General features: G+C 64.6%; 17 protein-coding genes, 1 tRNA gene and 1 pseudogene. 12 read left to right on the top strand and 7 right to left on the bottom strand.

The genetic code is table 11. The features are described 5' to 3' along the window. The first annotated feature begins 22 nt into the window (after window positions 1–22). Window positions 23–1,825, top strand: coding sequence for a diguanylate cyclase (locus K7G82_RS15970; RefSeq protein ID WP_222990919.1), 1,803 nt, complete (start codon window positions 23–25; stop codon window positions 1,823–1,825). A 111-nt stretch (window positions 1,826–1,936) separates the two neighbouring features. After that, window positions 1,937–4,321, top strand: coding sequence for a TonB-dependent receptor (locus tag K7G82_RS15965; RefSeq protein ID WP_222990918.1), 2,385 nt, complete (start codon window positions 1,937–1,939; stop codon window positions 4,319–4,321). Window positions 4,322–4,611: 290 nt separating this feature from the next. Here K7G82_RS15965 and K7G82_RS15960 read toward each other — a convergent pair whose 3' ends face one another. The 4 genes from K7G82_RS15960 to K7G82_RS15945 are packed head-to-tail and all read right to left on the bottom strand — an operon-like array spanning window position 4,612 to window position 7,697. Then, on the bottom strand, window positions 4,612–5,541 hold the full coding sequence (locus K7G82_RS15960; protein WP_246623618.1) for an FAD:protein FMN transferase: 930 nt from the start codon (window positions 5,539–5,541) through the stop codon (window positions 4,612–4,614). A 53-nt stretch (window positions 5,542–5,594) separates the two neighbouring features. Then, entirely contained in the window at window positions 5,595–6,482 is an 888-nt protein-coding gene (locus tag K7G82_RS15955; RefSeq protein ID WP_222990917.1) for a DUF4198 domain-containing protein, read from the bottom strand. A gap of 28 nt (window positions 6,483–6,510) precedes the next feature. Further along, a complete protein-coding gene (locus tag K7G82_RS15950) occupies window positions 6,511–7,041 on the bottom strand; it encodes a DUF2271 domain-containing protein (protein ID WP_222990916.1) in 531 nt (176 codons plus the stop codon). An 11-nt stretch (window positions 7,042–7,052) separates the two neighbouring features. Then, the gene (locus tag K7G82_RS15945; protein ID WP_222990915.1) at window positions 7,053–7,697 is read right to left on the bottom strand and encodes a PepSY-associated TM helix domain-containing protein; all 645 of its coding nucleotides are present in this window, start codon (window positions 7,695–7,697) and stop codon (window positions 7,053–7,055) included. Window positions 7,698–7,810: 113 nt separating this feature from the next. Between K7G82_RS15945 and K7G82_RS15940 the strand changes: the two genes are divergently transcribed. Next, window positions 7,811–8,503, top strand: a complete 693-nt coding sequence (locus K7G82_RS15940; protein ID WP_222990914.1) for an alpha/beta fold hydrolase — start codon at window positions 7,811–7,813, stop codon at window positions 8,501–8,503. A gap of 129 nt (window positions 8,504–8,632) precedes the next feature. On the opposite strand, the gene K7G82_RS15935 is transcribed toward K7G82_RS15940, so the two are convergent. Beyond that, on the bottom strand, window positions 8,633–13,294 hold the full coding sequence (locus tag K7G82_RS15935; RefSeq protein ID WP_222990913.1) for an NAD-glutamate dehydrogenase: 4,662 nt from the start codon (window positions 13,292–13,294) through the stop codon (window positions 8,633–8,635). A 234-nt stretch (window positions 13,295–13,528) separates the two neighbouring features. Beyond that, complete coding sequence (locus tag K7G82_RS15930) at window positions 13,529–14,800, bottom strand: PAS domain-containing protein (protein ID WP_246623617.1); 1,272 nt, start codon at window positions 14,798–14,800, stop codon at window positions 13,529–13,531. A gap of 182 nt (window positions 14,801–14,982) precedes the next feature. Between K7G82_RS15930 and K7G82_RS15925 the strand changes: the two genes are divergently transcribed. The 9 genes from K7G82_RS15925 to K7G82_RS15885 all read left to right on the top strand — a co-directional run bounded on the left by K7G82_RS15925 (window position 14,983) and on the right by K7G82_RS15885 (window position 20,852). Next, a tRNA-Thr gene (locus K7G82_RS15925) sits at window positions 14,983–15,058 on the top strand. A 305-nt stretch (window positions 15,059–15,363) separates the two neighbouring features. Continuing rightward, complete coding sequence (locus tag K7G82_RS15920; protein WP_222990911.1) at window positions 15,364–16,038, top strand: hypothetical protein; 675 nt, start codon at window positions 15,364–15,366, stop codon at window positions 16,036–16,038. Beyond that, window positions 16,031–16,666, top strand: coding sequence for a hypothetical protein (locus K7G82_RS15915; RefSeq protein WP_222990910.1), 636 nt, complete (start codon window positions 16,031–16,033; stop codon window positions 16,664–16,666). Before K7G82_RS15920 ends, K7G82_RS15915 begins: the two co-directional genes overlap by 8 nt. Window positions 16,667–16,733: 67 nt before the next feature. Further along, complete coding sequence (locus K7G82_RS15910) at window positions 16,734–17,633, top strand: PDZ domain-containing protein (RefSeq protein ID WP_246623616.1); 900 nt, start codon at window positions 16,734–16,736, stop codon at window positions 17,631–17,633. 18 nt (window positions 17,634–17,651) lie between these two features. Next, window positions 17,652–18,233: a hypothetical protein gene (locus tag K7G82_RS15905; protein ID WP_222990908.1), complete on the top strand. Its 582-nt coding sequence runs from the start codon at window positions 17,652–17,654 to the stop codon at window positions 18,231–18,233. A 453-nt stretch (window positions 18,234–18,686) separates the two neighbouring features. After that, window positions 18,687–19,250 carry a DUF3617 family protein gene (locus K7G82_RS15900; protein ID WP_222990907.1) on the top strand — a complete coding sequence of 188 codons (564 nt, stop codon included), beginning with the start codon at window positions 18,687–18,689 and terminating at the stop codon, window positions 19,248–19,250. Between the two features lie 411 nt (window positions 19,251–19,661). Next, window positions 19,662–20,018: a hypothetical protein gene (locus tag K7G82_RS15895; protein WP_222990906.1), complete on the top strand. Its 357-nt coding sequence runs from the start codon at window positions 19,662–19,664 to the stop codon at window positions 20,016–20,018. A 339-nt stretch (window positions 20,019–20,357) separates the two neighbouring features. Beyond that, window positions 20,358–20,621, top strand: a complete 264-nt coding sequence (locus K7G82_RS15890) for a DUF6894 family protein (RefSeq protein ID WP_222990905.1) — start codon at window positions 20,358–20,360, stop codon at window positions 20,619–20,621. 57 nt (window positions 20,622–20,678) lie between these two features. After that, the gene (locus K7G82_RS15885) at window positions 20,679–20,852 is read left to right on the top strand and encodes a hypothetical protein (protein ID WP_222990904.1); all 174 of its coding nucleotides are present in this window, start codon (window positions 20,679–20,681) and stop codon (window positions 20,850–20,852) included. On the opposite strand, the pseudogene K7G82_RS15880 reads toward K7G82_RS15885, so the two are convergent. After that, window positions 20,842–20,969, bottom strand: a pseudogene (locus K7G82_RS15880) (IS5/IS1182 family transposase); the annotation flags it as partial. The gene K7G82_RS15885 and the pseudogene K7G82_RS15880 overlap by 11 nt on opposite strands.

The following is a 20,969-nucleotide window of genomic DNA, read 5'->3' as shown; positions in this document are numbered from 1 at the left end:
CCGTCCCCGCTAGGTTTGGGCCATGCGGATCAGCACGATCACCAACTGGGCCTATGGCCTGACCATCGTGATGACGCTCGTTTCGAGCGTCTCCTTCCTTCTGTCCGCCAAGGCAGCGAATGACGAGCGCGCGACGATCGAGCACAGGCTGGCGCTGGAGGAATTCGGCGACGCGCTCGCGCTGGAATCGGAGGTGCGGTCGGATCAGGCGCGACTTTTCGTCATGCGTGGCGGTGCCGAGCGTCATCTCGCGGCCTTTCGCCGGGAGGAGAACCAGATCACCGCGATGGAACGCGCGATAGACGGGCTTCGCCGGCTGGGGCTCACGCCGGCGGAGGGCGCGGCGTTGCATCAGGCCGAACGCAATCTGGATGAACTGGACGCGCTGGAGCGATCGGCGATCGCGAAGATGCGTGGCGGCGATCGCGAAGGCGCCCAGGCATTGCTGTTCGGCCCCGATCACGAGCGCGCGCAGGCGGCTGTTCTCGATCCGATCGCGCGGTTCCGCGAACTGGTATCCACCCGATCGGACATGATGGTGCAGCAGGCGCAGAAGACCGCCGACGCGCTCAGCCTGGTCGCGAAGACGATGCTGGGGCTGACCGCGCTGCTGTTCCTGGCCGTGCTTTATTTCGTCCTGCGCCGCCGCGTCGTGCTGCCGCTCGCGCGGATGGCGGGCATCGTCAACCGGCTGGCCAATCAGGATTATGCCGTCGACGTGCCCGCCGATCGCCGCCGCGACGAAATCGGCGACATGAACAAGGCGATCCAGATCTTCCGGAACAACGGGCTGGAGCGCGACCGGCTCGATGCCGCGCAGCGGGCCGATCGCGAGACCAAGGATCTGATCCTGCAGATGATGCACCGGCTGCAGGCCTGCGAATCCCAGGACGAACTGGCGGAGGTCGTCACCTGTTTCGCGCCGCAGATCTTTCCGGGCCTGCCCGGCCATCTCTATGTGCTCAACGACAGCCGCAACGGCCTGTCGCGCGTGGGCACCTGGCTCGATCCGGCGCAACCCGTCACCGCCTTTCCCTCCACCGCCTGCTGGGGGCTGCGCCGGGGGCGGCCGCATGTCAGCAACCGCGCGCGCAACGACGTGCCGTGCCCGCATATCGGGGAAAGCGGCGTGACCAGCCTGTGCGTGCCGCTGACCGCGCAGGGCGATACCGTCGGCCTGCTCTATTTCGAGGAAGCCGCGGACGGGGAGACGGCGGCGGCGACCGGGCTCTATCTGGAACTGATGGCGGAGAATATCGGGCTTGCGCTCGCCAATCTCCGGTTGCGGGAGCGGCTGACCAACCTTGCGATCAAGGATGCGCTGACCGGCCTGTTCAATCGCCGCTGTCTGGACGAGACGCTCAATCGTCGCGCGCGCGATCGCAAGGCTGAGCCGCTGTCGTGCCTGATGATCGATATCGATCATTTCAAGCGCTTCAACGACGAGTTCGGCCATGATGCCGGCGATGCGGTGATGCAGCATGTCGCGCAGGTGATGCTCGACATCGTCGGTGCGCATGGCAGCGTCTACCGCTTCGGCGGCGAGGAATTCTCGATCCTGCTGCCTGATATCGCGGCGCCGGGCGCCTTCGACACCGCCGAGCGCCTGCGTGACGCGGTTGCGTCCGCGCCGCTCGCCTATCGCGGGCGCATATTGGGTGCGGTCACGATCTCGGTCGGCGTCGCCGCATCGCCCGAGGACAGCCCGACCAACAGCTTGATCAATCGCGCCGACGCGGCGCTTCTCGAAGCGAAAAGGCGCGGCCGCAATCGCTCGGTCCGCGCGTCCGGCGCCGAGGGTGTGGAGGATAGCGCCGCCGCCTGACGCGTCGCGACCGGCTTCCGGCGCAACAAAGGTAAGAATGTCTCGCAATAGCATTGACAGTGCGAACGACTCTCAATAGCAGGCCCCCAGACAACAAATGGGGGTTTCATCGTGTCCAGGAAAACATCGGCGGCAGCGCCAGCCTTTCTCGCCTTGTCGTGCGTTGGATTGCTGTCTTCGCCGGCTTTCGCGGCCGATGACGCGGTTCCGGCGGACGAGCAGCACGCAGGCGAGGCCGAGGCGAAACCGATCATCGTCACCGCGACCAACCCCCATTCGGAACTCGAATCGCCCAAGCAGGTGCGGCCGCTGCTCGATACGCCGCAGACGATCACCGTCGTCAGCAGCCAGACGATCCGCAAGCAGAACCTGCTGACCCTGCGCGACGTGCTGGCCACCGTTCCCGGCATCACCTTCGGCGCGGGCGAAGGCGGCGGCGGCTATGGCGACAGCATCAACCTGCGCGGCCAGAGCGCCAATACCGACATCACGATCGACGGCGTGCGCGACAGCGCGCAGTACAGCCGCACCGATCCCTTCAACCTCGAGCAGATCGAGGTCGTGAACGGCGCCAACTCGGTCTATGGCGGATCGGGCTCGATCGGCGGCACCGTCAATCTGGTCACCAAGCGCCCGGGCGCCGACGACCTGACGATCCTGCAGGCGGGCATCGGCACCGACGATTATTACCGCGCGACGGTGGACAGCAATGTCCGCGTGTCCGAACTGGCGGCGGTGCGCGTCAACGCGATGTTCCATCGCAACGACGTGCCGGGCCGCGATTTCGACAAGTACAAGCGCTGGGGCATCGCGCCTTCGGTCAAGCTCGGTATCGACGGGCCGACCTCGCTGACCTTCCTCTATGTCCATCAGGAGGACGAGAACACGCCGCAATATGGCGTGCCCTATTACAAGAACGCGCTGTACGATGGTCCGCTGCCCGGCGTTCCCGATTCCGGCTATTATGGCTACAGGAATCTCGACACGCAGGATCAGACGGTCGATCAGGCGACGATCATCTTCGATCACGCCTTCAGCGACAAGGTGTCGGTCCGCAACCTTTCCCGCTGGCAGCGGATCGCGCAGAATCTGGTCGTCGATCCGCCGCAGGGCACCTATTGCCTCGCCAACGGCACGCTGCCCACCGGCGCGGCCTGCGCCGCCGGCCAGTTGCCGGGCGTCTATTATCCCAGCGGCCCGCGCGGCGGCTATCGCAACTCGGTCAACCAGACGCTCTACAACCAGCTCGATCTGCGCCTGAACTTCAGCACCGGCGGGCTTGAGCACACCATGGTGATCGGCGGATCGATCCTGGTCGAGGATTACACGCTCAACAACGGCAACGTGCAGCGCAACCCCGGCGGCGCCACGCCCAACCCCGCGCTCGATCCGATCAATATCGCGAATCCCAACGGCATCTATACCGGCCCGGTCAACGCGATCCGCACCGGCCATCAGGATGGCGAGACCAACAACAAGGCGGTCTATATCTTCGACGCGATCAAGATCACCGATCAGATCGAGCTCAATGCCGGCCTTCGCTACGAGAACAACAAGGGCGATTTCCGGTCGGACACGATCACGCCCGACGCGCTGCCGATCCCTGCGGGCCAGACCAGCCGTTACCTGACCGGCGTGGTGCAGAGTTCGAACGACAATCTCTTCTCGTACCGCGTCGGCCTGGTCTTCAAGCCGACGCCCGCGTCGAGCCTGTACATCGCCTATGGCAATTCGAAGAACCCGACCTCGACAAGCGTGCGGTCGGGCTGCGGCCTGGCGGCGGCGACCAACCTGAACGTCGATCCGTGCAGCCTGGCGCCCGAACAGGCGGTCAACTACGAGATCGGCGGCAAGATCGACCTGTTCGATCGCAAGCTCCAGCTCACCGCCGCCCTGTTCCGCAACGAGCGCAAGAATTTCCGGGTCACCGCGAACGATCCATTCGTCGGCAGCCTGCCGGTCAATGACGGCCGCAACCGCGTGGACGGCGTCTCGCTGGGCGCCACCGGCAACATCACGCGCGAATGGTCGATCTTCGCCAACTACACCTATCTGGACAGCGTGGTGAAGCAGAGCATCACCGACGAATGCCTTGCCAATCCCGGCGCGACCAAGGTGATCGGCGGGACCACCTATACCTGCGCGGCCTTCGATCCGCAGGCGGGCAACCCGCTGACCAACACGCCCAAGCATTCGGGCAGCCTGTTCACCACCTACACCTTCCCGTTCGGGCTGCAGGTGGGATACGGCCTGACCTATCAGGGCAGCTTCTACCTGAACAACGCCCGCACGACGCCGACGACGGTGCTGTACAAGGCGGACAGCTACCTGACGCATCGCGCCTTCATCTCCTATCCGATCACGGAAGGGCTGACCGCGCAGCTGAACGTCCAGAATTTCACCAACGAGAAATATTACACCAGCATCCGCAACAATGGCTGGGCGACCCCCGGCGAGGACCGTTCGGCGGTGCTGAGCCTCTATTACAGCTTCTGACCGATAAGGGGGTGGCCGGCGACTTCTGTCCCTCTGTCGCCGGCCATTACCCCCTTTGAGAGGGCAGCAATGCCCGAAGCTCCCCCGGCAGGCGGTCCCTCCCTGCCGGGGGTTCGCTTTTTTGGGGGGCGACTCGTTTCCACTCTTGTCATTCCCGCGCACGCGGGAGACGTAGTCGACCGTCGGTCAATCCAGCTTCTTCTTCTTCTTTCCGATGCTTCACGGAAAAGCTGGATCCCCGCGTGCGCGGGGGTGACAGGAAGGGCGACGCTGCCCCGTTTCCGCGCGGCTCAGTCCAGCATCTCCCGCATCGCCGCGGACATCGCCTCTCCGGCGTCGCTCTGGATCAGCGCGGGCAGGCCCTGCGCCTCGGCCATGGCCAGGCCGGCATCGGGGCCGGCGATGGTGAGTGCGGTCGCCCAGGCATCGGCGTGCATGCAACTGGGGTGGAGCACCGTCACCGATCGCACGCCGTTGGTGGAGGGGCGGCCCGTCGCCGGATCGATGCTGTGCGCGTAACGGCGGCCGGCATGTTCGTGCCAGCGGCGATAATCACCCGAAGTCGCGATCGCCAGTTCGTGCAGTGCGACGCGGACGGGCGGGAAGGGCGCGCCGGGCGGCGCTTCCAGATCGATCCACCAGGGCTGGCCGTCGGGCTTCAGCCCCGCGCCGAACAGTTCGCCGCCGACCTCCACGAGGAAATGGCGCACGCCGCGCGATCGCAGCAGGTCCGCGACACGATCGACGCCATAGCCCTTGGCGATGCCTGAAAAATCGAGCGCGGCGCGGCGGGTGCGGCGAGCGCGCAGGCCGAGCATGTCGAGCTCGATCGCCTGATGGCCGGCCTGGTCGAGCGCTTCCGCCACCGCCGTGTCGTCGGGTGGTCGCGCAACGCGTCCGGCCGGGCCGAAGCCCCACAGATCGACCAGCGCGCCGATCGCGGGATCGAACGCGCCGTCGCTGGCGCGCGCGACGCCAAGCGCCGCATCGAGCACGGTCGCGAATTCGGGCGGAAGCATGCGCCAGGCGCCCGGTGTCGCCCTGTTGAAGCGGCTGATGTCCGATCCTGCTTCCCAGTTGCTCATCTGGGCGACGATCCGGTCGAGCACAGCCTGGATGTCATGCGCGATACCCGCGGGCGGGGCGATCGCGCGCACCGACCAGCTTGTGCCCATGGTGAGGCCGCTCAGCGCCACAACGGATCCGGCCGCGTCGCGCATGGCGAACGCGGCCGGGGATAGTGCGCGGGGTATCAGGATCCGCGGCTGGCCGGTCAGGGCGCGAGCACTTCCAGCGTCGTCACATAACCCGCGCGGCGCTGCGGCGGGCCGGCGGGCGCGGCCGGGGGCGCCGACGGCTGGCCGCCTTCACCCGCGCCAGGGCCGCCCGGTCCCCCCGGGCCTTCGCCCCGGCCGCCGCCGGTGGTGACGTTGAGCCAGTACATGCCGGGTTCGGGCCAGGTGATCGTCACCTTGCCGTCCGCGCCGGTCTTCAGGTCGATCTGGTTGAGCGTGTCGCGATAGCGGATGCCGCCGGGAATGACGGTGACGGGCAGGTTGGCGGCGGGCTTGCCGTCGAGCAGGAACTGGAAGGTCGCCGCCTCGCCCGCGATCAGATCGTTGGGATGGGTGACGGGCACCAGTTCGATGCCCTTGCCCGTCGGCTTGAGCGCGGTGTCGGTCGGCGCGCCCACGGTCACGAAGATCTCGTTGCGGTTGCTGCTCTCGGCGGTCTGGACGTTGGTTGCGCCCGCCGGGATCGCCTGCGCCAGATTTTCCGTGGTGGTGCCGCGCGGCAGCCGCTCGGTCTTGCCGTTGAGCGTGTAGCTGCCCATCACGGATGTGCTGACCGAGGCGATCTTGTACGTGCCCTTTTGCAGCAGGTGCACGTCGAAGGTGCTGCGATAGCGCGCGGTGGACGCGTTCTCGATCTTCACTTCGGTGCCGTCGGGCGCCCAGGCCTTGACGTTGTTGGTGCGCATCGGCTGATGCTCGAAATAGAACAGGTCGTTGGAGACGGCGGCGTCGACCGTCACCCAGACATCGTCACCCGAAAGGACGGTGGCCGAGGGCATCATCCACTGGCGATGCGCCGCGGCGGGAGAGACGAGCGCGGCGGCGAGCGCCGCGCCGGCGAGAATGCGTGCGATACGGGTCTTCATGGTCATTCTCCCAGATCGATGACTGTGCTTAACGACGGAATGCGACGGTGACGGCGCCGAGCTCGGTGGTGCCGGCGGCGCGGGCGGTCTGGCCGGGCTTGGGCGGCCAGGCGAAGGGCAGGCGGAGCAGTTCGCGGCCGCCCACTTCGCGCGCGGCCTCCACCACCAGCGTATACTGGCCGGGTGCCAGCGTGCCGAGCGGTCCGCGCCCGGCGGTAAAGCTGATCTTCTGCGCGCCCGGCGCGCGCGTCGCGCCGGTGATCCCGTCGGCGGGGAACTGCATGGTCCGCCCCGAGGCGCGCCACCATTGGCGCACGTCGCGCAGCCATTTGGTGCCCTCGTTGTTCTTCATGTCGAAATCGTACCAGACCGCGATGGTGCGCGCGGCGCCGGCGGCGGGCTCGATCCACATCGCCACATAGGGGCGGTGATATTCCGCCACGGTCAGCCGGGGGATGGTGACGGTGACGTCCATGGTCTGCGCGGCGGCGGGAGCGGCGAGCGCTCCGACCACGCCGAGCGTGGCGCCGGTCAGCACGATGCGGTGGGAAAGCTGCATGTTCGTGGCTCCTAGTGGATGAAAGCGACCGCGATCGCGGTCGGAATGGCGAGGCCCAGGCCGACGAGCGGCCAGGTGCTCCGGCGCTTGGCGGCGTGGAGCTGAAGCAGGAACAGGCCGGTCAGCGCGAAGACGAGGCAGGCGAAGGCGAAAATGTCGATGAACCATTTCCACGCGGTGCCCGAATTGCGGCCCTTGTGGAGATCGTTGAGGTACGAGATCCAGCCCCGGTCGGTCTTCTCGCTGGTCGCGGCGCCGGTCGCGCGGTCGATCGCGACCCAGCCGTCGCCGCCGGGGCGCGGAAGCGCCAGATAGATTTCGTCGGCCGACCATTCGGCGGTGCCGCCCGACTTGACCGAGAATGCCTGTCCCACCCATTCGGCCACCGCCGGCGGCAGCGGCTTCTTCGCGTCCGGCTTGTCGTCGGGCGCGATCTGCGGGAGCAGCGGGGCGGGCAACTGGCCGCTCCCTTCGGTCACCACCGGGGTGCCCTCGATTTCGGCCGCGTGGTTGAGCGTGAAGCCGGTGATCGTGAACAGCAACAGGCCGATCAGGCTGATCGCCGAGCTCATCCAATGCCAGGTGTGAAGCTGCTTCAGCCAGAATGCCTTGCGGCTGCGCTTCGGCGGCGTTCGTGTCGGCGTCGGTTCGGGCATCGGCGCCGCGTCGTTCCTGCAATGAATGATGCGAGTCGCATATCGAGAACGATTCGCATTTACAATATCGAAAAGTGTCGCAAGATCGGGGCCGCCATGCCATGGCCGTCATCATGTTGACGCCTGTGCTGTTCCTGCCGGGGCTGTTGTGCGACGCCACATTGTGGCGGGCGCAGATCGACGATCTGGCGGATATCGCGGCGCCGATGGTCGCCGATCTCACGCTCGACGACAGCGTCGCGGCGATGGCCGCGCGAACCCTGGCGGCGGCGCCGCCGCGCTTCTCGCTCGTGGCGCTCTCGATGGGCGGCTATGTCGCGTTCGAGATCATGCGCCAGGCGCCTGAACGGGTGGTCCGCCTCGCGCTGCTCGCGACGAGCGCCGCGCCCGACGATGCGGCGCGCGCGGCCGAACGGCGCGGCGCGATGGAGTCGCTCAGGATCGGCAAGTTCATGGGCGTCACCGCGCGGCTGCTGCCGCAGCTCGTCCATCCTAGCCATGTCGAGGGGCCGGTGGGCGAGGCGGTGACGGCGATGGCGCAGCGGGTCGGCCGCGACGCCTTTCTTCGCCAGCAGCAGGCGATCCTGACCCGGCCGGACAGCCGGCCGGCGCTCGCGACCATCGCGGTGCCGACGATCGTGGGCGTGGGCGATGGCGACAGGCTGACGCCGCCCGCCGCGTCACGCGAAATCCATGCCGGCATTGCCGGTGCCAGGCTGCACGTCTTCGAGAAATGCGGCCATCTGCCCGCACTGGAAGCGCCCGCCGAGACCAGCGCGCTGCTGCGGGAGTGGCTTCAGGCCTGAGTGGGGCCTTGTACGCCTGCTTTCCCCTCATTGTCATTCCCGCGAACGCGGGAATCCAGCTTTTCCGTGAAGTATCCGGAAGAAGAAACTGGATTCCCGCATGCGCGGGAATGACAAAGGAGAGGCAGGTTACCGCGCGAGCAGGATCCGTGCCTGGTTCGCGATCTGCGCCAGCATCGCCGTGGTCGGCGCGGGCGCTGTCCGGGCGCGGTCGATCAGCGCGCGGAACTGCGCGATGCGCGCGGTCTGCGCCTCCAGCCACGCTTCGGTCGCGGCCTGCGGATCATTGCCCTCGGTGCGCGTCAGGAAGTCCATGCGCAACTGTTCGAAATCGCGCGCCAGTCCGGCGGCGAGCAGCTTCTCCCAGGGATCGGCGGTGGCGCAGCGCAGCGCGGCCGCCTTCGCCCAATCGAGCCCCAGCGCCTCGCCCAGCCGGACATAGGCCTTGGTCGCGTCGATCTCGTCGAAACCGCGCGCGCGGCTGAAATCGGCGATGCCGACCGCGCCGTCGAGCTCGTCCAGCCGCACGATGCGATCGACGATCGCCGCCGGCGCGTCGAGCGTTTCGAGCCGGGCGCGTAGCGCGCTCGCCTGGCTCTTCGCCTCCGCGCGCAACAGCTTGTCGGTCTGGCGATCGAGCCGGGCGATGCCGGGGCCAAGCCGCTCGGCGGTTTCGCCGACCAGCGAATCCTGCCGTGTCGCGCGCAGCAGGTCGCTGACATGCAGCCTCGCCGCCGCCGCCGCCGCCACGAGCAGCTCGAGGCGGGCGACCTCGTTCACCGGCGCGGCCTCGATCGCATCCCACAGCGATTGCAGGCCGAACATCGCGTCCGCCGCGAAATAGGCCATCGCCACCTGCGAAAGCGGCGCGCCTTCCTCCTCGGCGAGCTCGAACGGCGCGACGAGGCCCATGCGGTTGACGAAGCGGTTCGCCATCTCGGTCGCGATGATTTCCGAACGCAGCCGGTGTGCGTCGATCGCCTTGGCGAAGCGCTTCTGCATCGCCTTGGGGAAAGACTGGTGGAGCAGCGGCGTCAGCGCCGGATCCTGCGGCACCGCGCTCTTTTCGATCGCGTGCTGCAACGCCAGCTTGCCATGGCTCAGGAGGATGGCGAGCTCCGGCCGGGTGAGGCCGCGATCGTCCTGCGCGCGGCGCAGCAGATCGTCCGAGCTTTCCAGCCCCTCGACCTCGCGATCGATCCGGCCCGAGCTTTCGAGGATCTCGAGCACGCGCACCTGCTGCGGCAATACCGCCGCGCCGCCGCGTTCCGCGATCGAGAGCGCCAGCGTCTGGAAGCGGTTATCCTCCAGCACCAGACCGGCGACCTCGTCGGTCATGCTGGCGAGGAAGGTGTTGCGATCCTCGAACGACAGCCGCCCTTCGCGCATCTCGCGGTTGAGCGGGATCTTGATGTTCACCTCGTTATCCGAACAATCGACGCCCGCCGAATTGTCGATGAAGTCGGTGTTGATGCGGCCGCCGCGTTCGGAGAATTCGATGCGGCCCGCCTGGGTGACGCCCAGGTTCGCGCCTTCGCCGACGACGCGGCAGCGCATGTCGCCGCCATTGACGCGGTGCGCGTCGTTCGCCGGATCGCCGACCTCGGCATTGCTCTCGTCGCGCGACTTCACATAGGTGCCGATGCCGCCGAACCAGAACAGGTCGATCTGCGCGGTCAGGATCGCGGAGATCAGCGAGGAGGGATCGATCTTCTTGGCGCTGATGCCCAGTACCGCCTGGATCTCCTTGCTGAGCGGGATCTCCTTCTGGGTGCGGGGGAAGACGCCGCCGCCCTTCGAGATCAGCTTGGCGTCATAATCCGCCCAGGACGAGCGCGGCAGCTTGAACATGCGGTCGCGCTCCGCCCAGCTCGCCGCCGGATCGGGATCGGGATCGAGGAAGATATGGCGATGGTCGAACGCCGCCACGATCTTCAGCGACTTCGACAGCAGCATGCCGTTGCCGAACACGTCGCCGGACATGTCGCCGCAGCCCGCCACCGTCACCGGATCGCTCTGCACGTCGATGCCCATTTCGGCGAAATGACGCTGGACCGAGACCCAGGCGCCGCGCGCGGTGATGCCCATCGCCTTGTGATCGTAACCCTGGCTGCCGCCCGACGCGAAGGCGTCGCCCAGCCAGAAATTGCGATCGAGCGCGATGGCGTTGGCGACGTCGGAGAAGGTCGCCGTGCCCTTGTCGGCGGCGACGACGAAATAGGGATCCTCACCGTCGCGCACGACCACGCTTTGCGGATGGACCACCTTATCCTCGACGATATTGTCGGTGACCGACAGCAGCGATCGGATGAAGATGCGGTAGCTTTCGGTGCCCTCGGCGAGCCAGGCGTCGCGATCGGTGGCGGGGCTGGGAAGCTGCTTGGGATAGAAGCCGCCCTTGGCGCCCGTCGGCACGATCACCGCGTTCTTGACGAGCTGCGCCTTCATCAGGCCCAGGATCTCGGTGCGGAAATCGTCGCGCCGGTCGGACCAGCGCAGGCCGCCGCGCGCGATCGGCCCGCCGCGCAGATGGATGCCCTCCACGCGCGGCGAATAGACCCAGATCTCGCGCCAGGGGCGCGGCGCGGGCAGGCCGGGAATGGCGGCGCTGTCCAGCTTGAACGCCAGCGCCTCGGCGGCGGCGGGCGAGAAGGCGTTGGTGCGCAGCGTTGCCGCCACCAGCGCGCGGATGCGGCGCAGGATGCGATCGTCGTCGATCGCGGTCACCTTGGCGAGCGCGCTGTCGATCGCGGCTTCGGCCGCGTCGGCGTCCCCCTTGTTCGCCGGATCGTGCAGCGCGTGGAACAGTTCGATGATCCGCCGGGCGACGGTGGGCGCGCGGCGGATCGCCGCGGCGAACGTGTCCAGCCCGTAAGCGAAACCGGTCTGGCGCAGATAGCGGAACCAGGCGCGGAACAGCAGCACCGATCGCGGATCGAGCGCCACGGTGGTGATGAGCTGGTTGAAGGAATCATTCTCCGCGCGCCCGTCGAGCACCGCCGAGATCGTCGCTTCGATCACGTCGGCGCGCGCGAGCAGGTCGTCGGGATCGGCGGTCGTTTCCAGCAGGAAATCGTGGATATAGCCGAGCTTGCCCGCATCCAGCGCGGTCGGGATCTCCTCCAGCACGCGGAAGCCGAAATGTTCGAGCGCGGGCACCGCGTCCGACAGCGGGATCAGCCCGCCGGCATGATAGATCTTCAGGCGGAGCTGGTTGGGGGCGTCGCTGTCGCGGCGGAACAGCCGCGCGCCGCGATCGGCCGGATCGGTGAGCGCGCCCAGCCGGGCGATGTCGCGCGCGCCTTCTTCCGGCCCATAGGCGTTGCGATAGCCGTTGGGAAAGGCGTTGGCATAGCGCAGCGCCAGGCGGGCGGCGGCGCGCTGCCCTTCGCCCAGTTCGCCGAGCGCGGCCTCCACGCCGGGCAGCCAGCCGCGCACCATCTGCACCAGCCGCCGGTCGAGCGCGGCGCTGTCGGGCATCGCGCCGCCGTCGCGCAGGTCGAGCGCGTAACGGATCAGCGCGACATTGCCGTCGTCCAGCTCCATCGCCCAGCTCAGCACCGTGGCGTTGGCGGCTTCCTCCAGCATCGCGCCGATCGCGACGCGGCGCGCGGTCGACACATCGTCGCGCGGCAGCCAGACCAGCGCGAACAGATGGCGGCCGAGCGGGCTTTTCTGCAGCATCAGCGCCGGGCGCGGGCGATCCTCCAGCGACATGGCGGTGAGCGCGGTTTCCTCGAGCTGGTCGAGCGTGAAGCTGATCAGCAGGTCGTGCGGCAATTCGGACAGCGCATGCGCCAGCGCCTTGCCGGCATGGCCGGTCGCGCTGAACCCGTATTTGTCCTGGATATGCGCCAGCCCCTCGCGCAGCACCGGCACCTTGCCGGGGGCGGCGGCGAGCGCGGCGCTGGTCCACAGGCCGCTATGGATGGAAAGGCCCACGGTCTTGCGATCGCGCACGACGGGGGCGATCAGCACGTCGAGCGGCGCGCGGCGATGGACCGACGAAATCCGGTTCGACTTGACGATGAGCGGGGCGGTGTTGCCTTTCGTCGCCAGCCATTTGCGGGCAAGCTCGAGCGAGGCGTCGGCCAGGATCGGCGCGCCGCCGGCATCCGCGATGCCGAGCGACGATTCGATCGTGCCGTCGTTCAGGCGGATCTGATGGCCGAGCTGGGTGAAATTGCCGTCGAGGAACCAGCGCAGCAGCGCCGCGCCCTCGGTATCGCCCAGCGCTTCCGCGTCGTTCCGCAGCGCGACCTGCATCTTGGGCCAGTCGCGCACGGCGGCGCGCACGTCACCCAGCGTTTCGCGGATCGCGGCGACGAGCGCGCGGCGATCCTTCGCGTCGGCGCGCTCGATCTCGACATAGACGAGCGATTCAAGCGCGGCATCCTTGCCCGCCTTCTTGCCGATCGCGGCCAGGCGACCGTCCTTGTCGCGCGCGACGGGCACGACGGGGTGGAGCAGCCGTTCGATGGCGAGGCCGAACGAGGCGATGGCACCGGCGATCGAATCGACCAGGAACGGCTTGTCGCGATTGATCACCGCCAGCCGCATCCGGCGCAGCCCGCCTTCTTCTTCCGCACCGATCGACTCGAGCGCGATCGCGGGAGTCTCGGGGCGGCGCTGCCATGCGGTTTCCGCGACGAATGCCGCCGCTGCCGCCCGCGCCGATTTTCCGAAATTCTGGATTTCCCCAGGCAATGCGCCGTCGACAAGTGCCGCCGCGATGGGCGCGTGAAAGGGTTTCGCGAGCGCGCTGGGTCGCACTTCGATCGAGTCCGTCATGTTACTCCGCCTGCAAGGTGCGCGGTGGTTCCGCGCAATATTATTACGCGTCTATGCGCCTAAGCGGCGGCGATCTCAACCCATAACGGGCACCCGAAACGGACTAAAACCGGCTTGACTCGCCGGGTTTCGACAAAAGGATCGGACGAACGCGATCGCAAGCCCGTGGAGGCGCTTTGAGTCCGTTTGGGATATTGCGGCAATGCGCCGTCGACGCATTTTCCGAACAGGCTCTTAAAGATCGGTTTTGGCCGCCTTGCGGATCGCGCGGTCCAGCATGTCGCCATCCTCGACGGCGCCGAGCACGCCGACGGTGCCGTCGGCGACGCGGCGGGCGATCAGCAGTACGAACTCCGCGTCGCCCGTATCGATGGTGACGATGCCCTTGGGCGCGACGTCACGCAGCCGGACGCGGCCGGCCTCGGCGCGGTCGATCCTGGGTTTGGCCGGGGTGCGCAGCGCGCGCTCGGCCTTCACGATCGCCTTCAGTCCGCCCTTGGCGCCTTCCAGGAAGGCGCGGAGCGCGCCGACGCCCAGGTCGAGCCGGCGGCCATGGCTGAGCGCCGCCGCGAATTCGGTCAGGCGGCCCTTGTCGTAGTTCACGCCGAAGACGAGCTTGACGATCGGCGTCATGGGCGCGCGCGCCTGCGCGCTCACGCCCGCGTCCTCGAGCAGTTCGGCATATTCCTCGGCGCGGCGCTCGGCGACCAGCGCGAAATCATAGCAGAGGCTGAGCGCGCGGTAGAGCGCGGCGCGGCTGCGCGCGTCGGCGCCGCGAAAGGCGACGGCGCCTTCGCGTGCCGCGTCCAGCCAGTCGGCCAGCCCGTCATCCTCGGAAAGCGCGACGGCGCCTTCGTCCGCCGCGTCTTCCTCTTCGTCGATCGTTTCGCCGCTGGGGCCGTCGGCCCAGACGGGGACGGGCGCAGGCGCGGTGCGCGGGGTGGTGCGGATCGCCTGATCCATCTCAAGGATCAGTTCGTCCTCCAGATCGGTGCGCGCGACTTCCTTCCAGTTGATCACGCCATAGATGAAGTCGATCGCCTCGCCGCTGGACGAATAGGGCATCAGGATGCCGCGATAGAGCGTGTTCGATCCGCGCACATTGACGAACTCGGCCTCGAAGCCGATCGGCGCGCGGTTGGCGATGATCTCGAGATAATGGTCTGTCAGCCGCGACAGCAGCGAGCGACTCGGAATGTCGGCGACGCTGATCGTCTGATCGAACCCACATTCGTCCTGCAGCTTGCGGCCGAGATAGGCGATCGACGGATTTTCGGGATCGGCGGTGAAATCCAGCAGCACGCTGTGCGGGCCGAAATCCTCGAGATCGGCGGGCTGGAGGTCTGAAATCAGCGGAAAGGGGCGGCCATTGAGCAGCGACGCCCAGTGGTTATAGGCGCGCACATGCATGCGCCGCTCGTCGGTTCCGATCGTGACGGACATGTCGGCGGATCCTTCGTCCGCACGATCGCGGTCGAACACATCCTGCTCGTCGATTGCCCGCATGCTATCCATTCCGCGCTCCGGGGCACGCCGCCCATCCGCCATTCATGCGCCCATATGGTTGAGGAGTGGTTAAGCCCGCCACCGCGAAATCGCGCCCGGCGGCGGCAATCGACGCTTGTGCAACACGCGAAGCGCTGCTAAGCGCCACCCCGCCCACGCACCGGCGCGGGCATTTGCAGTGGGCCGCTTTAGCTCAGCCGGTAGAGCATCGCATTCGTAATGCGAGGGTCAGGTGTTCGAGTCACCTAAGCGGCACCACCATCTTTAAGCGCATTGGACAGGCAAAATCTCCCCGACCTGCGGGAGGCCCATTGCGCTGCGTGCGGTCGTGGGTTCCACGTGGGTCGTCTCTGGGTGGAAAAGCGATTCGGTCCTATGGGGCTGCTTCCCGCTGGATCATGGGGCCATCGGCAGGGTTATGGCCTTTGCCGAGCATCGCTTATAAACACATCCATTTTGGACCCGTTCGTTGGCGGTTTGCCACTTGTGCAACAATGAACCCCGACTACCCTGCAATAGCGACACGCTGTTGGGGAGCATGCGATCGATCGGGGGAGATGGGGATGCTTGCCAAACTAGAACAAGTTTACCTTGGTATATTGCGCGTCGTCATTCTTGTGGCAGCGACGGTTGCGCTGTTGGTTGCTGGCTTCGGCTTGGCTAGCGCTATCCCGCCATTAATTCGCTCGAGCGGTCTGACCGAGACGAGCAAACCCAATGGCGGGACGCTCGCCGAGTTTATCGCCGAGCAGAAGATCACCGAAACAGTCAGCGATGCACCGAAGGACGTAGAGGCATTCATCCTGCCGGACCTGAAGGCGGCTGCAAAAATTCTCCACACCTATTTGGGCCAGCGCACAACGACTAAGCTGACAGATTGGGAGAAGGGCTTACAGAGCTTTGCCGACGAGATGCCTGGACATTCGCTGACGTACGCCACGAGCGTCCTCGATGTCGCCAACCAGCTTAAAATCAGTAAAGGCAAACCTTTAAGCGAAGAGCGGGTGGCTCAGTTGGTGGATTGGCATAAAAATCGTTTTGAGGCCAATGTTTCCGCGCGAGCAGCCAGCGAAGTTGAGGCAAATGCCCGGTTCTGGTTGACCTTGGGCGGTGCCGGTGCGGCGTTTCTAGCATTTGTCCTGATCATTTTCATATTTCTGTTCGTCAAGATTGAGCGAAGCCTGCGCCTTGTGCATACGACAAGCATAATCCCTCCCGCGCAGGACGCCCATGAATAAAAGGCTCTGTATCCGGGGGGTGACGTTTGCCGTTGCAATATGCCTTGTTGCTGCCTGCTCGAAGGAAAGCAGCCAACCGGAGGCCGTCGATACCACGCTTACCGAGCCTGAGCGTCCGGTGATCCCTTCGCCTGTGGTCGAGTACAATTTGGACGATACGCTGGTTTTTGCATCGCCTTCCGAGTGCATAAGCGGTGGCACTCTCAGCGCGGTTTACGATAAACTTGATGCTGCCATGAACAATGGCGCGAGCGGGGCTACTGTTAAGTTGGATGCCTTTCCTAACGGGTTACCCGTCAAGGCTGGCTCGACGACTGACAACGATGGCGTCCTTTCTGCGCATGCCGAAATCAGGTTTCCTGCCGAAACGAAATGGAACGGACTTGCACTTAGCAGGATCGGGACCGCCCGTTACTCTCCTCCGGAATCGGACAGTAGCTACAGCCGAATAATCACGTTTCTGGAAAAGCCCGAAGTCGTTCAGACACGCCTCTCCGCGCTTGGCTTCTCTGCTCCTCTCGATCCAGAGTACGCTACTCTTCCGGATACCTATAACAGTTGCGGCGGCAGCATGTACGTTGAAACGATATCTGGCGGATCAGCTCTTCACTGCGGCTGGGGCTGTTAAGCGATCAGCGATAAATCATCAGTAGATCGATAGGTCATTGAGGGGGCTGAATGCGATGACAATAAGGATGTTGATAGCTGCGCTATGCGGCCTCGTATCGACGCCTGCGCTGGCAGACGAATATTATGCAGTCACACCGTCAGGCGCGACTGAAATGCATTTTGCCGAGCCGCCATCAGCCGTGGTGGGTCAGCTTGCTAGCAAGTGCATCGATGCCCGCTGGACTGTGATCTCCTCGACAACAAGCGAAGTCGTCTGCGAATCCCCGATGTCGATGGGCGAGTCCATCCTGGGCCAAGTGCTTATGGGGAACAGTTACTCGACGCCGCCGCGCCGCTTCTTCCGGTTCAACGTGGCTGACTTGAGGGGAATATCCCGCGTGCAGGCATCCGGCTGGATCGAGCTGCAGATGGCGTTCGGTCAGATGAAGCGCACCGATTTCTCCGGTCCAGAGTTTCACAACAACATTCTGAATTTCCTCGGTGCAGCCGGTGGCAAGCTACCAGTCGGGACACGTTTTCCCAATCATGCAACGATCGGAGTGACGTTCGATACCACCACCGTGGGCAAGTTCATGGCACTTCGGGTGACGAAGATTGAACCTGGCTCGCCTGCGGAGCGAGCTGGAATCCAGATTGGAGACCTAATCACTCAGGTCGCCAAGAAGCGCTTCAAAGATCCAAACAGCTTTCTGGATGCAACCGCCAAGGCTGCAACTCTGCCTACCTACGAGGTTGGTATTGAGCGCAGCGGCAAGATGCTTTCCATCCCCGTGGAACGCGCCTTCCGAGCTGACATCGCTGAGGCCGTCCAACCAATCGTGGTTGCTTCAGCCGCTCCGCCTCCTCCTCCAGCCGCTCCAATTTCGGTAGCCGACGAGCTTCAGAAGCTGGCGAAGCTCAAGGAGACGGGAGTTCTGACTGAGGCTGAGTTCGAGGCGGAGAAGCGACGGCTTTTATCTCGTTAAACTCAATGAGGATGACCCATGGCAGCACCACACGGATTCAAACCTGCTGATTTAGGGGGTGAGCCAAACGAATTTGATTGCAAGCCCGCCTTCCGGCCAATCGAGATAGATTGGTCAAAGCCTAAACCGTGGGGGCCTAGCAACGAGATAGCGCCGATCAGCGGAGCGCAACAGAAGCCCGGATACCTCTATGCGATTAGCTGGGACCATCAGTCGGCGCATCATCGGGAAACCATCGCGTACATCGGCATCACGAAGAACCTAGCATCCCGCTTCGAGAACCATCCCTCCGCCGAATATCTGCGGAGCAAAAAACGAAAGACCTTTCTGAGCATTGGACACATCGATTTCGGACGAATTGTAAACGCATCAGCGCGAACCAAGCTCGTCACGGAAGAGCTCGAACACATTCTGATCTGGGCGCTTTGGCCCACGCTGGAGAATGTGAACAAGATTATGTGTATTCCCGGCCATGGCAAAAACCGTGGCGGCGCTTGGCATATCACAAATACGGGTCATCGGTTCCGGGGGCGCATGCCAAGGGAAATCATCTACCCTTGGATGCTCGTGAAGCCCGGTAGAGATCGTTCTCGTAAGTAAGCGCACCTCCCCCATCGCCCGATCACGGCGCGTTGCAGGTATAGCGCAGGTTGGATTCCTTATTTTCACTGGGCCAAAGTGCTTTCCCGTGGAAGCGTGCGACGAACGGTTTCAGCGCAGTTTGGGATAGGCGTGGGTCGGTTCAAAAGTGCCAGTGCAAGCAGCTATAAAATACTAGAAAACCGTCGCTTTTTACAAATCTCTGACACGATTTCGTAATGCGAGGGTCAGGTGTTCGAGTCACCTAAGCGGCACCACCATCTTTAAGCGCATTGGACAGGCAAAATCTCCCCGACCTGCGGAAGACCCATTGCGCTGTGTGCGGTCGTGGGTTCCACGTGGGTCGCCTTTGGGTAGGAAAAGCGATTCGGTCCTATGGGACTGTGTTCCGCTGGATCATGGGACGATCGGCAGGGTTATGCCCTCAGGGTGAATAGGATAGGAAGATCGACAATGAGGGCGCATCTGGCGTTTTGTGTTGGATTGGCGGTCGCCGGTATCGCGTCAACCGATGCTGCCGGCCAAGTCTCGACGCGCAAGGAGGATCTGGCCGGGGTGATGGGACTGAGAATTGGCGGCTGGCACACGAAGCTCCAGATCACGGCCGCCGATCTTGTTCCGCTTGAAAAGGGGAGCACTGCCATGTCGACCGCGCGATCGAAGCTCCGCGAAAGGATCGGCATGCCGTTCGATACGGATGACTGTATCGGAAGAGGGCTCGACAAGGCTGGCAGATTGATCCTGCCCGGAATTGCCGTAGACGGCGCATGCACCTTCAATCGTGTCGAAGCCCGTGGCGGGCGTTTTAAGCTCAACGTGACCTGCGGAGATGATGCGGTCGGCTTCGCGACGAACTTGGATATTGAGGGCGCCTATTCGGGTAACGCCATGAACGCGAGGATCGACACCAAATCATCCTCGAAAAAGGCTGGTTACCTGACAACGACCACGATCGAGACGACAAGCCGGTACAGCGGCCTGTGCATGCTTGTCCAATCGCCGACGCCGAAGCGTTGAAGCTGTTATGATTGTCGCTGCTTCTGCTTGATATTACGGTGACAGGTGCAAAAACCCCAAATTGTTGACGGATGTGCGATCTGCTGACCATCTCCTGCGATGGCTCGCCCTCCGCGCATCGTGCTTCCCGGCATCTTCCATCACGTGACGCAGCGGGGCAATCGGCGTGATCCGACCCTCTTCGAAGATGGGGATTATGCGCTCTACCTTGATCTCCTGGCCGATGCGGCGGGGCGGTGGGGCGTTGGGATCTTGGTCCTATTGCCTGATGCCCAATCATGTGCATCTGATCGCGGTGCGCTCGGATGAGGACGGGTTGCGGCGCACATTCCGCCATGTCCATCGTCACTATACCGGCTATATCAATGCCCGCCTGCGCGTGACCGGTCATTTATGGCAGGGCGTTTCAGTTTGGTCGCGATGGATGAGCCGCATCTTGTCCATGCCCTGCGCTATGTGGCGCTCAATCCGGTGCGCGCGCGGCTTGTCTCGAGTGCCGAGCAATGGCGCTGGTCGAGCGTTCGCGCGCATCTCGATGGCGTCGACGATCATGTCGTGTGCGTTGCGCCGGCCCTGGAGCGCGTCGGTGACTTTGCAGCCTTCCTGGGGGAGCCCTTCGACCAGGCCATGGGCTATGCCGCCCTCCGCAAAGCGGAGAGCATCGGCCGCCCGGTCGGCTCTGCCCAATGGATGGAGGATATGGAGGCGCGGACCGGCCTCATCCTCAAACCCCGGAAGCGTGGGCCAAAGCCCAAGCCTCGCATTTAGTGTTTAGTGGTTATTGCAAGTGTCACCGTAGATCGTCGTAACCAGTCCCTCCTGTCGCCAAATGCGACGGGAGGGTCTCGGTTCCGAATGCCCTCCACTCAGGCCGCCACGGCAGCGCCACTAGGAAAACTAACGCTAGGTGCGTTGGCGAGTTAAGCGTACAGTCGCCGTGTTCTCAAAGGCACGCACCCATGCGGGGCCTCGCTAAGCCAGATCGCCCGTCGCGGTTCGGTCGTTAACGGCACTACCATTCAGCGCCAGGATCGAGCGTCGACGCTCGCTTTCATTTCGCCTGGCAATCGATGGCAATCAAAATGCAACCAGACCGATTGGGGCTGTATGTCACAATATTATTTTCGCACGGCGAACGACGCCGGAGGACCGAGCGGCGATCCTCTCGAATTTGAAAGTGCCGAGAACGCTCGTCGGCAGGCCGTCCTGTTTGTCAGCGAGATGCTGCGAGAGCGCCCGGATATGGTCTGGGATGGTGACGTGCGCTTCGATGTCACGACAGAAGAGGGACTGATTCTGTTCACGATCATGGTCGTGGGCGTGCAGTCCCCCGCCGTTTCAATTCGGCCGCAACCGCTGCTCCCTTCATAGTGCGCCGCCACGAAGCGTCTGCCGCCGGCCTTGATGCCAGGCATGGAGATTGAGGCCATGAAAGATGAGGAAGAGCCGATCGTGGCCATCGGATCATTGAAGCTGACGGACCTTGCGCTCTTGGGGCCGACATTCGAACGGGCATACAAGATCGATGAAACTCCCTGCTTTGGCGACCTGTTGCGAGCGATCGATGAAGCGGACCGGCCTGCAGGGCTGGCTAGGCCGTAGACTCATAAGCCCGTAGCCACAGCCTCATTGAGGCGAGTTGGACCATGGCGAGGAAGTTCGCGGCGAGCTTATCGTAGCGGGTTGCGACCCGGCGGAAGTGCTTCAGCTTGGAGAAGA

This window comes from Sphingomonas colocasiae, from assembly GCF_019880585.1.
Lineage (GTDB): Bacteria > Pseudomonadota > Alphaproteobacteria > Sphingomonadales > Sphingomonadaceae > Sphingobium_A > Sphingobium_A colocasiae.
The sequence above is the reverse complement of the archived record's forward strand: the minus strand, read 5'-3'. Positions and strand labels throughout refer to the sequence as shown.

Coding starts and splice junctions, on each gene's coding strand:
- K7G82_RS15935 (WP_222990913.1), bottom strand. CDS start 13,294: ATGACGGACTCGATCGAAGTGCGACCCAGCGCGCTCGCGAAACCCTTT.
- K7G82_RS15950 (WP_222990916.1), bottom strand. CDS start 7,041: ATGCAGCTTTCCCACCGCATCGTGCTGACCGGCGCCACGCTCGGCGTG.
- K7G82_RS15940 (WP_222990914.1), top strand. CDS start 7,811: ATGTTGACGCCTGTGCTGTTCCTGCCGGGGCTGTTGTGCGACGCCACA.
- K7G82_RS15970 (WP_222990919.1), top strand. CDS start 23: ATGCGGATCAGCACGATCACCAACTGGGCCTATGGCCTGACCATCGTG.
- K7G82_RS15885 (WP_222990904.1), top strand. CDS start 20,679: ATGAAAGATGAGGAAGAGCCGATCGTGGCCATCGGATCATTGAAGCTG.
- K7G82_RS15890 (WP_222990905.1), top strand. CDS start 20,358: ATGTCACAATATTATTTTCGCACGGCGAACGACGCCGGAGGACCGAGC.
- K7G82_RS15945 (WP_222990915.1), bottom strand. CDS start 7,697: ATGCCCGAACCGACGCCGACACGAACGCCGCCGAAGCGCAGCCGCAAG.
- K7G82_RS15920 (WP_222990911.1), top strand. CDS start 15,364: ATGCTTGCCAAACTAGAACAAGTTTACCTTGGTATATTGCGCGTCGTC.
- K7G82_RS15915 (WP_222990910.1), top strand. CDS start 16,031: ATGAATAAAAGGCTCTGTATCCGGGGGGTGACGTTTGCCGTTGCAATA.
- K7G82_RS15960 (WP_246623618.1), bottom strand. CDS start 5,541: ATGCGCGACGCGGCCGGATCCGTTGTGGCGCTGAGCGGCCTCACCATG.
- K7G82_RS15905 (WP_222990908.1), top strand. CDS start 17,652: ATGGCAGCACCACACGGATTCAAACCTGCTGATTTAGGGGGTGAGCCA.
- K7G82_RS15955 (WP_222990917.1), bottom strand. CDS start 6,482: ATGAAGACCCGTATCGCACGCATTCTCGCCGGCGCGGCGCTCGCCGCC.
- K7G82_RS15910 (WP_246623616.1), top strand. CDS start 16,734: ATGTTGATAGCTGCGCTATGCGGCCTCGTATCGACGCCTGCGCTGGCA.
- K7G82_RS15900 (WP_222990907.1), top strand. CDS start 18,687: ATGAGGGCGCATCTGGCGTTTTGTGTTGGATTGGCGGTCGCCGGTATC.
- K7G82_RS15930 (WP_246623617.1), bottom strand. CDS start 14,800: ATGCGGGCAATCGACGAGCAGGATGTGTTCGACCGCGATCGTGCGGAC.